The following is a 12,665-nucleotide window of genomic DNA, read 5'->3' as shown; positions in this document are numbered from 1 at the left end:
AAAAATTTGAGCCAAAGGAGGTAATCGTGAGAAACTAGGAGAAAATAACCGACTTGTATGAAAGGTTAGGCCGAGATAAAGAACTACAAGGCGAGAGCAATTCTATCATCCATTTAATTGATATTTAGCTTGAGTAAATGGGAAAATGTGGAAAAATGATATAATGAGGTGGACGAAAAATTGACAAATTAGAATTTCTAGAGGTGAGAGAAGTGTGGCAACACATTCAACTTAAATCGAAATCATATAAAAGACGAGGAGATTGTAAGATGAATAATTATATAAAATTAAATGAAGATAGATGGAATAATGTAAAAAACGACTACACTGAGCCATTGACACATGAAGAATTAGAAGAAGCTAAAAAATATCCAATTTCTGTTGCCTTAACTGTTGGAAAAAAAGTTCCATCAGAATGGTTTGAAAAATCCAAGGGAAAAAAGATATTAGGGTTAGCTTGTGGTGGTGGACAGCAGGGGCCAGTTTTTGCTGCAAAAGGTTATGATGTTACCATCATGGATTTTTCCACATCACAATTAGAAAGAGATGAGATGGTTGCAAAACGAGAAGGCTTAAAAATCAATACCGTTCAAGGCGATATGACAAAACCATTTCCATTTGAAGATGAAACCTTTGATATTATTTTTAATCCAGTTTCAAATGTATATATAGAAGATTTAGAAAACATATATAAAGAAGCCTCTCGAGTATTGAAAAAGGGCGGTTTGTTAATGGTTGGATTTATGAATCCTTGGATATACATGTATGATACTGACATTGTATGGGACAAACCCGATGAGGAATTACTTTTAAAGTTTTCAATACCTTTTAATTCAAAAGAGCTTGAAGCAGAAGGTAAAATCACCATCAATCCAGAATATGGATATGAATTTAGCCATACCTTAGAAACTCAAATCAGAGGACAACTAAAAAACGGTCTCGCTATGATCGATTTTTATGAATCTTGTGACAAGAGACATCGATTGTCACCTTATGGAAATGACTACATCGCTACACTTTGCATTAAACTATAATGGTATAGAACATACTTTGGGAGAATAGCTCGTTTTATTTTACGATTAGAATTTGCTCATCACCAAAATACCGCAGGGATGTTGGGAGCCTATTATCATTTTAAAGCAAAATAATCCTAGTTTGGTTGAGCCAAACTAGGATTTTCTAACGCGTTTTTGTCTACGATAGCCATTGAGTTTTTTATTTTCCCAATAGCTGTTAAAGATTTTTTCTTTGCTCTCGCGATTGATTTCTAAAAAGTAGGCATAAATCAAATCTATTAAAATGAGCATAGGGAGTTGAGCGGAAATACGCTGGATGTAAGAAGATTGACTATGACTTGCGACAAGGACCGTTTCGGTGTAGGCCTGACTGTTTTTGTTTGGAGCGCTGGTAAAGAGGATAGTCTTGGCACCCATTTCCTTGGCATCCAGCAAACTATCTAGGACCGATTGGGTAGTGCCTGATAGGGAAAAGCCAAGTACCAAACAGTTTTCATCCATGATACTGGTCGTCCAAGCAAAGCCATCCCGATCGGTCAAAGCTTCACAGACAACACCTAGACGCATAAAGCGCAGTTTCATCTCACGGGCAATCAGACCAGAACTTCCCGTCCCAAAAAAGTAAACTCGTTCTGCGTCATCGATTAATTGGGCAACTCGTTCCAGTTGTTCTTCGTCGATCAAATCCTGTGTTTGTTCTCGCATGATACTGTAGCTTCGTAAAACACGTTTGGTCAAAGGACTGTGTTTGTGCGAATGAGTGTCCGGTTTACTAGCCTGGTGCTGGTATTGAAAGACGAATTCTCGGTAGCCTGTAAAACCACACTTTTTGGAAAAGCGGGTCAAGGCTGCTTGGGAGATATGTAATTTCTGGGTAACTTGCTGAGAAGAGAGATCATCTTGGATCGTTTCAGCTTGCAAAAAATAGCGAGCGATTTCTTGCTCTAGCTCGGTTAATTCTTCAAAATGGAGGTCGATTATGGTTGTGATATCTGGCTTGTTCATGAGGCTCCTTTTTATGAGTCAAAGTCTTAAAGGTTAACGCTTTCCTAATTATTACTATCATTATATCATAGAAAATAGGATAACCAAATAAAAAGGCATTTTCAGTTAAAAGTCAAAAAATGCTTCGACTTTTCCAAGAGTTTCTCCGTAAAATATGGTACAATGAAATGTACTGAGATTCACCTATTTACTCTATTATTTTAGGGAAAATAAAGGTGGAAATCGGAAATTTTTCTAGAAAAGAGTCTTAGTTGTATGAGAAAATTTAATAGCCATTCGATTCCGATTCGGCTTAATTTACTATTTGCGATTGTCATCCTGCTCTTTATGGCCATTATTGGTCGATTGTTATACATGCAGGTCCTCAATAAGGATTTCTATGAAACAAAATTGGCCTCAGCCAGCCAAACAAGGGTAACAACCAGTTCAGCTCGTGGACAGATCTATGATGCGGCAGGAAAACCCTTGGTAGAAAACACTGTTAAGCAAGTTGTTTCTTTCACACGAAACAATAAAATGACGGCAGCTGAATTGAAGGAAACAGCCAAGAAACTTCTCACATATGTGAATGTGACCTCCCCTAATCTGACAGACCGTCAGATTGCAGACTACTACTTGGCGGACCAGGACGTTTACAAAAAAACAGTCGAATCCTTGCCAAGTGATAAACGCCTAGATTCAGATGGGAACCGCTTATCGGAAGCGACTCTCTACAATAATGCAGTTGAAAGTATTGACGTGAGTCAACTCAATTATACAGATGACCAGAAAAAGGAAATCTATCTTTTTAGTCAGTTAAATGCCGTTGGAAATTTTGCGACAGGAACCATTGTGACAGATGCTCTTACAGATACCCAGATTGCTCTGATTGCCTCTGCTTCGAAACAATTACCCGGTGTCAGTATTTCAACTTCATGGGATCGAAAAGTTCTAGAGACTTCCCTTTCTTCTATAGTAGGTAGTGTATCCAGTGAAAAAGCTGGTCTCCCAGCGGAAGAAGCAGAAGCCTATCTTAAAAAAGGCTATTCTCTAAATGACCGTGTTGGAACCTCGTATTTGGAAAAGCAATATGAAGAGACCTTACAAGGAAAACGCTCGGTAAAAGAAATCCATCTGGATAAATATGGCAATATGGAAAGCGTGGATACAATTGAGGAAGGTAGTAAGGGAAACAATATCAAGCTGACCATTGATTTGGCCTTCCAAGATAGCGTGGATGCTTTGCTGAAAAGTTATTTCAATTCAGAGTTGGGAAATGGTGGAGCCAAGTATTCTGAAGGTGTCTATGCAGTCGCCCTTAACCCCAAAACAGGTGCTGTTTTGTCTATGTCAGGACTCAAACATGACCTGAAAACGGGAGACTTGACGCCTGATTCCTTGGGAACGGTAACCAATGTCTTTGTCCCAGGGTCAGTAGTTAAGGCCGCTACCATCAGCTCAGGTTGGGAAAATGGTGTTTTATCAGGAAACCAAACCTTAACAGATCAGCCTATTGTTTTCCAAGGTTCAGCTCCAATTTATTCTTGGTATAAATTGGCATATGGATCTTTTCCTATTACAGCTGTGGAAGCCTTGGAGTATTCATCTAATGCTTACATGGTTCAAACCGCTCTTGGAATCATGGGCCAGACCTATCAACCAAATATGTTTGTTGGAACCAGCAATTTGGAAACAGCTATGGGAAAACTTCGTGCGACCTTTGGCGAATATGGCTTGGGGGCTGCGACCGGAATTGACCTACCAGATGAATCTACTGGATTTGTTCCCAAAGAGTATAGCTTTGCTAATTACATCACCAATGCTTTTGGCCAGTTTGATAACTACACACCGATGCAATTAGCCCAGTACGTTGCAACTATTGCTAACAATGGTGTTCGTCTAGCTCCACATATTGTCGAGGGAATATACGACAACAATGATAAGGGTGGCCTTGGGGAATTAATCCAAGCAATAGATACCAAGGAAATCAACAAGGTCAATATTTCTGAATCAGATATGGCAATCTTGCACCAAGGATTTTACCAAGTATCGCATGGAACTAGTCCCCTTACGACAGGACGGGCGTTTTCAGATGGCGCCACTGTTTCTATCAGTGGTAAGACCGGTACAGGTGAAAGCTATGTAGTTGGTGGTCAAGAAGCTAATAATACCAATGCCGTGGCCTATGCTCCAACAGAAAATCCTCAAATTGCAGTTGCAGTAGTCTTTCCTCATAATACCAATTTAACCAAAAATGTTGGGCCAGCAATTGCTCGCGACATTATCAATCTATACAACCAACACCATCCAATGAATTAGAAAGGAAGCCATGCTTTATCCAACACCTATTGCTAAGTTGATTGACAGTTATTCCAAACTTCCTGGTATTGGGATTAAGACAGCAACCCGTCTAGCCTTTTATACCATTGGGATGTCAGATGACGACGTCAATGAATTTGCAAAAAATCTCCTTGCAGCTAAGCGAGAATTGACCTATTGCTCTATTTGTGGACGATTAACAGATGAAGACCCGTGCTCTATCTGTACCGATCCTAGCCGTGACCAGTCTACGATTCTGGTTCTGGAGGATAGCCGAGATGTTGCTGCTATGGAAAATATTCAGGAATACCATGGGTTATACCATGTATTGCATGGGTTGATTTCACCCATGAATGGAATTAGTCCGGATGATATCAACCTTAAGAGTCTTATGACTCGTCTTATGGACAGTGAGGTTTCAGAGGTCATCGTAGCTACCAATGCAACAGCTGATGGCGAAGCGACCTCCATGTATCTTTCCCGTTTACTCAAGCCAGCTGGGATCAAGGTTACGCGTCTGGCACGAGGCCTCGCTGTCGGAGCAGATATCGAGTATGCGGACGAAGTGACCCTCTTACGGGCTATTGAAAATCGAACAGAGTTGTAAGTGTAGACAAATTTACGAACTCCATTCATTTATAAAAAAATCAAGGAGGCTGAAAATCGTTCCTATCGGCCTCTTTTTGTATAGTGTGATGAGTAGGATCAGGTTCAAGTTTTAAAAAAACAAGCAAATATGATATACTAAAGAGCGAGTATTCTAGTAGAATTAGGACAAATAATATGAAACAAACGATTATTCTTTTATATGGTGGACGGAGTGCGGAACGCGAAGTCTCTGTCCTTTCAGCGGAAAGTGTCATGCGTGCGGTCAATTACGACCGTTTCACAGTTAAGACTTTCTTTATCAGTCAGTCAGGTGACTTTATCAAAACGCAGGAATTTAGTCAGACTCCAGGTCAAGAGGACCGTCTCATGACCAATGTGACCATTGATTGGGATAAGAAAGTTGTACCAAGTGCCATCTACGAAGAAGGGGCAGTTGTCTTTCCAGTTCTTCATGGTCCTATGGGAGAAGATGGCTCTGTTCAAGGATTCCTTGAAGTTTTGAAAATGCCCTATGTCGGCTGCAATATCTTGTCATCCAGCCTTGCTATGGATAAAATAACGACCAAACGTGTTTTAGAATCTGCTGGTATTGCCCAAGTTCCTTATGTGGCCATCGTTGAAGGTGATGATGTGACTGCTAAAATTGCTGAAGTGGAAGAAAAATTGACTTATCCAGTCTTCACAAAACCGTCAAACATGGGTTCAAGTGTTGGTATTTCCAAATCTGAAAATCAAGAAGAACTCCGCCAAGCTTTGGAACTTGCCTTCCAATATGACAGTCGCGTCTTGGTTGAGCAAGGGGTAAATGCCCGTGAAATCGAGGTTGGTCTACTGGGCAACTACGATGTCAAAAGCACCCTTCCAGGAGAAGTAGTCAAGGATGTTGCCTTTTATGACTACGATGCCAAGTATATTGATAACAAGATTACTATGGACATCCCAGCCAAGATTAGTGATGATGTGATAGCTGTCATGCGTCGAAATGCAGAAACGGCCTTTCGTGCGATTGGATGCCTCGGTCTATCTCGTTGCGATTTCTTCTATACAGACAAGGGAGAGGTTTTCCTCAACGAGCTCAATACCATGCCAGGTTTTACCCAGTGGTCTATGTATCCACTACTTTGGGACAATATGGGAATCAGCTACCCAGAACTAATCGAGCATTTGGTTGACCTTGCTAAGCAAAGTTTTGACAAGCGCGAAGCGCATTTGCTATAAAAATGAAAGAGAGGGTAGAAGCCAGAACTATCACTGCATGGTGACTAGAGTTCTCGGACTTCAACCCTTTTTAAAGGAGTAGAAATGAAATTAACAATCCATGAAGTTGCCCAAGTTGTAGGAGCTAAAAATGACGTTAGTCTTTTTGCGGACGTTCAGTTAGAAAAAGCTGAGTTTGACAGTCGCTTGATTACTACAGGGGACTTGTTTGTGCCCCTCAAGGGAGCGCGTGACGGTCATGACTTTATCGAAACAGCTTTTGAAAATGGTGCAGTAGTGACCTTGTCTGAGAAAGAGGTTGCAAATCATCCCTACATTCTAGTAGACGACGTGTTGTCTGCCTTTCAAACCCTCGCAGCCTACTATCTTGAAAAAACGGCAGTTGATGTCTTTGCCGTTACGGGTTCAAATGGTAAGACAACGACCAAGGATATGTTGGCGCATTTACTGTCAACAACCTACAAGACCTACAAAACTCAGGGCAATTACAATAACGAGATTGGTCTTCCTTATACTGTTCTTCATATGCCTGATGATACTGAAAAGTTGGTCTTGGAGATGGGGCAGGATCACCTGGGAGATATCCATCTCTTGTCTAAATTGGCTCACCCCAAGACAGCCATTGTGAGCTTGGTCGGAGAGGCTCATTTGGCCTTTTTCAAAGACCGTTCGGAGATTGCTAAAGGGAAAATGCAAATTGCAGACGGTATGGCACCAGGTTCTTTGATTTTGGCACCAGCTGACCCGATTGTAGAGGACTACTTGCCTACAGATAAAAAAGTGGTCCGTTTTGGGTCAGGAGCTGAGTTAGAAATCACAGACTTGGTAGAGCGCAAGGATAGTCTAACTTTTAAAGCTAATTTTTTGGGACAAGCCCTCGATTTACCAGTGACAGGTAAGTACAATGCCACCAATGCTATGATTGCTGCTTATGTGGCTCTACAAGAAGGAGTTTCAGAGGAGCAAATTCGTCAGGCCTTTCAGAACCTAGAATTGACCCGCAATCGTACTGAGTGGAAGAAGGCAGCCAATGGAGCAGATATTCTGTCTGACGTATACAATGCCAATCCAACTGCTATGAAGTTGATTTTGGAAACATTTTCTGCCATTCCAGCTAATGAAGGGGGCAAAAAAATAGCTGTTCTAGCAGACATGAAGGAACTTGGTGACCAGTCTGTTCAGCTCCATAACCAGATGATTTTAAGCCTATCGCCAGATGTGCTGGATACCGTTATTTTCTATGGAGAAGACATTGCCGAATTAAGCCAACTTGCTAGTCAAATGTTCCCAATCGGTCACGTTTTCTACTTCAAGAAAACAGCTGACGAGGACCAATTTGAAGACCTAGTCAAGCGGGTTAAGGAAAGACTCGGTGCCAATGACCAAATTTTGCTCAAAGGATCGAACTCCATGAATCTAGCCAAGCTGGTAGAAAGTTTAGAAAATGAATGCAAGTGATTTCACCAAGTATCTGCAAAGAATGCTAGCCATTACGGATACTGGATTAACCTTTACAAAAGATCCTTTCGACCGTGAGCGCTACGAGGACTTGCGAATCCTGTTATCTGAAATGTTGAATCAGGTATCAGACCTCGATGCAGAAGAAGTGGCAGAAGTCTTGAAACCAACGTCCGCTTATGCAACTCCTCTGATGGACGTCCGTGCTTGGATTGTCGAGGATGAAAAAGTCTGTTTAGTTAGAGGAAAAGGGGAGGATAGTTGGGCTTTGCCAGGTGGTTTTGGTGAAGTTGGCTATTCTCTAACCGAAAATATTCTTAAAGAAATTGAAGAAGAAACCGGCTTTACAGCAAAAGCTGAAAGGTTACTTGCAGTTTTTGACACCAATCGTTTCCAACTACAGAGCAAACAATATGCAAAGTTTGTCTTTGAATGCCAACTTCTTGATGGACAATTTCAAGAGAATCAAGAAATTGCTGAGCTTCAATTTTTTGCCATTGACCAATTGCCAGTCTTATCTGAAAAACGCATCACCAAGGAGCAAATGGAGATTCTTTGGCAAGTTTATAAAGGACAAAGAGACCAATATGTTGATTAGTTTATGCTAGAGAAGTTGACAAATCAAAAAAGGGTATCTGCAAGGTGCATTTCTGCAATACAAATGATATAATAGGTTGCGAATTTAAGGCGCAAGTGTTCTATGCATGGCATGGAATCAAGTTTTTCAAAAAAATTAAAAGCTGGAGAAAGGTAATTTTTTTACCGTCTCTAGCTAGATGAACGAGGAATAGAATATGAATTTGTGGGATAAATTATTTACCACACAGATATCAGAACCGCCCCAGTTTGAACTTCACTGGTACATTGGTTTGTTATGTTTACTAGCTCTTACTTTCTATGCTTCTTATCGTTTTCGCGACAAAGTGGCTTACCAGCGTTTTATTCAGATCCTTCAGTCTGTTCAACTGATTGTTCTGTATAGCTGGTATTGGGGGAATCACATGCCTCTGTCAGAAAGTTTGCCCTTCTATCATTGCCGTATCGCCATGTTTGTGATGCTCTTGATTCCAGGAACATCCAAGTACAAACAATACTTTGCCCTTTTAGGAACTTTTGGAGCAACAGCGGCACTGGCTTACCCACTCTTTGATCCCTACCCATTTCCACACGTGACCATTTTGTCCTTCATTATCGGACATGTTGCCCTTTTAGGAAATGCGCTCCTATACTTGTTTAGAAACTATCAACCTTCCCTTCTCGATTTGAAGAATATGGTGGTGATTACTTTCGCCTTAAATGGCTTGATATGGGTTGTCAACTTAGTTGTAGGTGGAGACTATGGATTTTTAAACAAACCACCACTTGTTGGAAGCTTCGGCCAGCCCTTAAATTATCTCATTGTTTCGACTGTTATCGTGATAGCAATTCGCTTAACAGGGAAATTAGTAGAAAATTTTTTACAACAAAAATCGGAAGAATTTATTCAAGAGAAGATCTAAAATGATCTTCTCTTTTTTGGATTTTTAAGAAACAAAAAGGAAATTGTGAACGTTAACTTCAAATAATCTCTTGGAAGAAGAATTTTTCTAGAATTTTCTCAAAAAACATGCAGGAATTTTATCAAAAACTAAGCACGATTGGATTTTTTGTGTTATAATATTCTTTGAATAGCTATGCCCAAACATAGTTATTAAATAGAAGTGAGAAACTTGGAAGACAGAGAGGATGCGATGTAATGACTAGAGATGGTTTTTTTACAGGCTTAGATATTGGAACTAGCTCGATTAAAGTGCTAGTAGCTGAGCATAGAGATGGCGAAGTAAATGTAATTGGTGTTAGCAATGCCAAAAGTAAAGGTGTAAAAGACGGAATTATTGTTGATATTGAAGCAGCTGCTTCAGCAATCAAATCTGCAATCACACAGGCAGAAGAGAAAGCGGGTATTTCTATTAAGTCTGTTAACGTTGGCCTTCCAGCAAACCTCTTGCAGGTTGAACCAACACAAGGAATGATTCCTGTAACTTCTGATACCAAAGAAATCACAGATCAAGATGTTGAAAATGTTGTCAAATCAGCTTTGACAAAGAGCATGACTCCTGATCGTGAAGTGATTACCTTTATTCCAGAAGAATTCATCGTGGATGGTTTCCAAGGAATTCGTGACCCTCGTGGTATGATGGGTGTCCGCTTGGAAATGCGTGGTCTGCTTTACACAGGTCCTCGTACGATTCTACACAATCTTCGCAAGACAGTTGAGCGTGTAGGCATTCATGTTGATAATGTGATTATTTCACCTTTGGCAATCGTAAACTCCGTTCTCAATGAAGGCGAACGCGAATTTGGTGCGACTGTCATTGACATGGGTGGAGGTCAGACTACTGTAGCGACTATCCGTAACCAAGAATTGCAGTTCACTAACATCTACCAAGAAGGTGGAGATTACGTTACTAAAGACATTTCTAAAGTCTTGAAAACATCTCAAAAAATTGCAGAAAGTTTGAAACTGAACTATGGTGAAGCTTACGTTCCACTAGCAAGTAACGAAACTTTCCAAGTTGAAGTAATTGGTGAAGTAGAACCTGTTGAAGTAACAGAAAGCTACTTGGCAGAAATTATCTCAGCACGCATCAAACATATCTTTGACCAAATCAAACAAGAGTTGGAAAGAAGACACTTGTTGGATTTGCCAGGAGGTATCGTCCTTATCGGTGGAAATGCAATTTTGCCAGGAATTGTTGAATTAGCCCAAGAAGTATTTGGTGTTCGCGTAAAACTCTATGTACCAAATCAAGTTGGAATTCGCAACCCTGCATTTGCGCACGTGATTAGCTTGTCTGAGTTTGCTGGTAAATTGACTGAAGTCAATCTTCTTGCTCAAAAAGCAGTTAAAGGAGACGAATTCCTTCGTCAAAAACCAATCAACTTTGGCATTCCAAATCAACGTTTGAATCCTGTAGCGCAACCAAGTCCAGCACAAGCAGCTCCAGCTGAAACTGTGCAGGAAGCTCCAGTTGCTCCCAAGGAAGAATTCCAAGCAAGTTCTCAAAGTAAACCGAAGCTAACAGAACGTTTCCGTGGTTTGATCGGAAGCATGTTTGATGAATAAAAGAGGATAAGAAATTATGACATTTTCATTTGATACAGCAGCAGCTCAAGGCGCAGTTATTAAGGTAATTGGTGTCGGTGGTGGTGGTGGTAACGCCATCAACCGCATGGTTGACGAAGGTGTTGCTGGTGTAGAATTTATCGCAGCCAACACTGATGTACAAGCCCTTAGCAGTACGAAAGCAGAAACAGTTATCCAACTTGGTCCCAAATTGACTCGTGGTTTGGGTGCTGGAGGTCGTCCAGAAGTTGGACGTAAAGCTGCAGAAGAAAGTGAAGAAGCTTTGACGGAAGCTATCACTGGAGCAGACATGGTCTTTATCACTGCAGGTATGGGTGGTGGATCTGGTACAGGTGCAGCCCCTGTTATTGCACGTATCGCTAAAGATCTTGGTGCTCTTACAGTTGGTGTCGTGACACGTCCTTTCGGATTTGAAGGGAGCAAACGTGGTCAGTACGCCGTAGAAGGAATCAACGAACTTCGCGAGCATGTTGATACTTTGTTGATTATCTCTAACAACAACTTGCTTGAAATCGTTGATAAGAAAACGCCACTTCTTGAAGCTCTTAGCGAAGCAGATAACGTTCTTCGCCAAGGTGTTCAAGGGATCACTGACTTGATCACGAACCCAGGATTGATTAACCTTGACTTTGCTGATGTGAAAACTGTAATGGCAAATAAAGGAAATGCCCTTATGGGTATCGGTATCGGTAGTGGTGAAGAGCGCGTTGTTGAAGCGGCTCGCAAAGCAATTTACTCTCCACTTCTTGAAACAACTATCGATGGTGCAGAGGATGTGATTGTCAACGTTACTGGTGGTCTTGATTTAACTTTGATTGAAGCAGAAGAAGCTTCAGAAATTGTCAATCAAGCAGCTGGTAAAGGTGTAAACATCTGGCTTGGAACATCTATCGACGAAAGCATGAAGGATGAAATCCGTGTGACTGTTGTAGCGACAGGTGTTCGTCAAGAACGACTAGAAAAAGTAGTCGGGTCTGCTACCAACCAACCAGTTGGTCGACCATCAACTAAAACTCCACAAGCACACACATTTGACCGTCAATTCGACTTGGAAGAGACAGCAGAACTGCCTAAATCAAGTCCACGTCGCTTTGAAACAAACCAAGCATCTGCTTTTGGAGATTGGGACTTGCGCCGTGAGTCAATTGTTCGCCAAACAGATCCCGTTGTTTCACCAGTTGAACGCTTTGAAACACCAGTTTCACAAGATGAGGATGAATTGGACACACCTCCATTCTTCAAAAATCGTTAATCAATGAATTTGAAAAAAAATACTGAATTAGTTTTTCAGCAAATAGCTGATGCTAGTCAAGAAGCCAACCGTGCTCTAGATGCTGTTTCAGTAATCGCAGTGACAAAGTATGTAGATGTACAAACAGCGGAAGCCTTGCTTCCGCTTGGTGTCCGTCATATAGGTGAAAATCGAGTTGATAAATTTTTAGAAAAATATCAGGCCTTGAAAGATTACCCAGTTACTTGGCATTTAATAGGAACACTACAGAGACGGAAAGTGAAAGAAGTAATCCCATATGTGGATTACTTTCATGCTTTAGACTCCTTAAAGTTAGCCCAGGAAATTCAAAAGAGAACAGATCATGTTATCAAGTGTTTCTTGCAGGTCAATATTTCTGGGGAAGAAAGCAAGCATGGGTTTTCAAAAGAAGAATTGCTAGAACTTTTGCCAGAATTGGCTAAGTTAGATCAGATTGAGTATGTTGGTTTAATGACCATGGCTCCTTTTGAGGCAGACAGTGATAAATTGAAAGGAATTTTCAAGGATACGCAGGCTCTGCAAGCAGAAATTAGAGAAAAACAAATCCCTAATATGCCGATGACAGAGCTAAGCATGGGAATGAGTCGTGATTTTAAAGAAGCGATTCAGTTCGGCTCAACCTTTGTTCGAATCGGTACAGCATTTTTTAAATAGGAGAGAG

At 40.9% G+C, this 12,665-nt stretch carries 11 protein-coding genes; 10 read left to right on the top strand and 1 reads right to left on the bottom strand.

All coding sequences use genetic code 11. From position 1 onward, the window contains the following. The first annotated feature begins 269 nt into the window (after positions 1-269). Positions 270-1,034: a class I SAM-dependent methyltransferase gene (locus NMM25_RS08115; protein ID WP_254736514.1), complete on the top strand. Its 765-nt coding sequence runs from the start codon at positions 270-272 to the stop codon at positions 1,032-1,034. A gap of 135 nt (positions 1,035-1,169) precedes the next feature. Here the strand turns inward: NMM25_RS08115 and NMM25_RS08110 are convergent, their stop codons facing one another. Next, positions 1,170-2,021 carry a MurR/RpiR family transcriptional regulator gene (locus NMM25_RS08110; protein WP_254736513.1) on the bottom strand — a complete coding sequence of 284 codons (852 nt, stop codon included), beginning with the start codon at positions 2,019-2,021 and terminating at the stop codon, positions 1,170-1,172. Positions 2,022-2,276: 255 nt separating this feature from the next. Here NMM25_RS08110 and pbp2b point away from each other — a divergent pair, with 255 nt between their 5' ends. From pbp2b to NMM25_RS08065, 9 genes are all read left to right on the top strand, one after another. Continuing rightward, on the top strand, positions 2,277-4,319 hold the full coding sequence (gene pbp2b / locus NMM25_RS08105) for a penicillin-binding protein PBP2B (RefSeq protein ID WP_254736512.1): 2,043 nt from the start codon (positions 2,277-2,279) through the stop codon (positions 4,317-4,319). A gap of 10 nt (positions 4,320-4,329) precedes the next feature. Beyond that, on the top strand, positions 4,330-4,926 hold the full coding sequence (recR, locus tag NMM25_RS08100) for a recombination mediator RecR (protein WP_084667701.1): 597 nt from the start codon (positions 4,330-4,332) through the stop codon (positions 4,924-4,926). A 176-nt stretch (positions 4,927-5,102) separates the two neighbouring features. Next, positions 5,103-6,146 (top strand): D-alanine--D-alanine ligase, encoded by a 1,044-nt coding sequence (locus tag NMM25_RS08095; RefSeq protein WP_254736511.1) that lies wholly within the window; start codon positions 5,103-5,105, stop codon positions 6,144-6,146. A gap of 84 nt (positions 6,147-6,230) precedes the next feature. Continuing rightward, positions 6,231-7,604: a UDP-N-acetylmuramoyl-tripeptide--D-alanyl-D-alanine ligase gene (murF, locus tag NMM25_RS08090; protein WP_254736510.1), complete on the top strand. Its 1,374-nt coding sequence runs from the start codon at positions 6,231-6,233 to the stop codon at positions 7,602-7,604. Then, positions 7,591-8,202 (top strand): NUDIX hydrolase N-terminal domain-containing protein, encoded by a 612-nt coding sequence (locus tag NMM25_RS08085; RefSeq protein WP_198459351.1) that lies wholly within the window; start codon positions 7,591-7,593, stop codon positions 8,200-8,202. Before murF ends, NMM25_RS08085 begins: the two co-directional genes overlap by 14 nt. Before the next feature lie 196 nt (positions 8,203-8,398). Continuing rightward, on the top strand, positions 8,399-9,103 hold the full coding sequence (locus tag NMM25_RS08080; RefSeq protein WP_254736509.1) for a TIGR02206 family membrane protein: 705 nt from the start codon (positions 8,399-8,401) through the stop codon (positions 9,101-9,103). A gap of 236 nt (positions 9,104-9,339) precedes the next feature. Beyond that, positions 9,340-10,710 (top strand): cell division protein FtsA, encoded by a 1,371-nt coding sequence (gene ftsA, locus NMM25_RS08075; protein WP_000196345.1) that lies wholly within the window; start codon positions 9,340-9,342, stop codon positions 10,708-10,710. A gap of 16 nt (positions 10,711-10,726) precedes the next feature. Beyond that, positions 10,727-11,983, top strand: a complete 1,257-nt coding sequence (ftsZ, locus tag NMM25_RS08070) for a cell division protein FtsZ (RefSeq protein ID WP_254736508.1) — start codon at positions 10,727-10,729, stop codon at positions 11,981-11,983. A 3-nt stretch (positions 11,984-11,986) separates the two neighbouring features. Then, complete coding sequence (locus NMM25_RS08065; RefSeq protein WP_254736507.1) at positions 11,987-12,658, top strand: YggS family pyridoxal phosphate-dependent enzyme; 672 nt, start codon at positions 11,987-11,989, stop codon at positions 12,656-12,658. The last annotated feature ends 7 nt before the right edge of the window (positions 12,659-12,665 follow it).

Source organism: Streptococcus sp. CF10-1, from assembly GCF_024295825.1.
In the GTDB taxonomy this organism is placed as follows: Bacteria; Bacillota; Bacilli; order Lactobacillales; family Streptococcaceae; genus Streptococcus.
This window is presented reverse-complemented; position numbering and strand designations above follow the sequence as displayed.

Coding starts and splice junctions, on each gene's coding strand:
- NMM25_RS08115 (WP_254736514.1), top strand. CDS start 270: ATGAATAATTATATAAAATTAAATGAAGATAGATGGAATAATGTAAAA.
- NMM25_RS08110 (WP_254736513.1), bottom strand. CDS start 2,021: ATGAACAAGCCAGATATCACAACCATAATCGACCTCCATTTTGAAGAA.
- pbp2b (WP_254736512.1), top strand. CDS start 2,277: ATGAGAAAATTTAATAGCCATTCGATTCCGATTCGGCTTAATTTACTA.
- recR (WP_084667701.1), top strand. CDS start 4,330: ATGCTTTATCCAACACCTATTGCTAAGTTGATTGACAGTTATTCCAAA.
- NMM25_RS08095 (WP_254736511.1), top strand. CDS start 5,103: ATGAAACAAACGATTATTCTTTTATATGGTGGACGGAGTGCGGAACGC.
- murF (WP_254736510.1), top strand. CDS start 6,231: ATGAAATTAACAATCCATGAAGTTGCCCAAGTTGTAGGAGCTAAAAAT.
- NMM25_RS08085 (WP_198459351.1), top strand. CDS start 7,591: ATGAATGCAAGTGATTTCACCAAGTATCTGCAAAGAATGCTAGCCATT.
- NMM25_RS08080 (WP_254736509.1), top strand. CDS start 8,399: ATGAATTTGTGGGATAAATTATTTACCACACAGATATCAGAACCGCCC.
- ftsA (WP_000196345.1), top strand. CDS start 9,340: ATGACTAGAGATGGTTTTTTTACAGGCTTAGATATTGGAACTAGCTCG.
- ftsZ (WP_254736508.1), top strand. CDS start 10,727: ATGACATTTTCATTTGATACAGCAGCAGCTCAAGGCGCAGTTATTAAG.
- NMM25_RS08065 (WP_254736507.1), top strand. CDS start 11,987: ATGAATTTGAAAAAAAATACTGAATTAGTTTTTCAGCAAATAGCTGAT.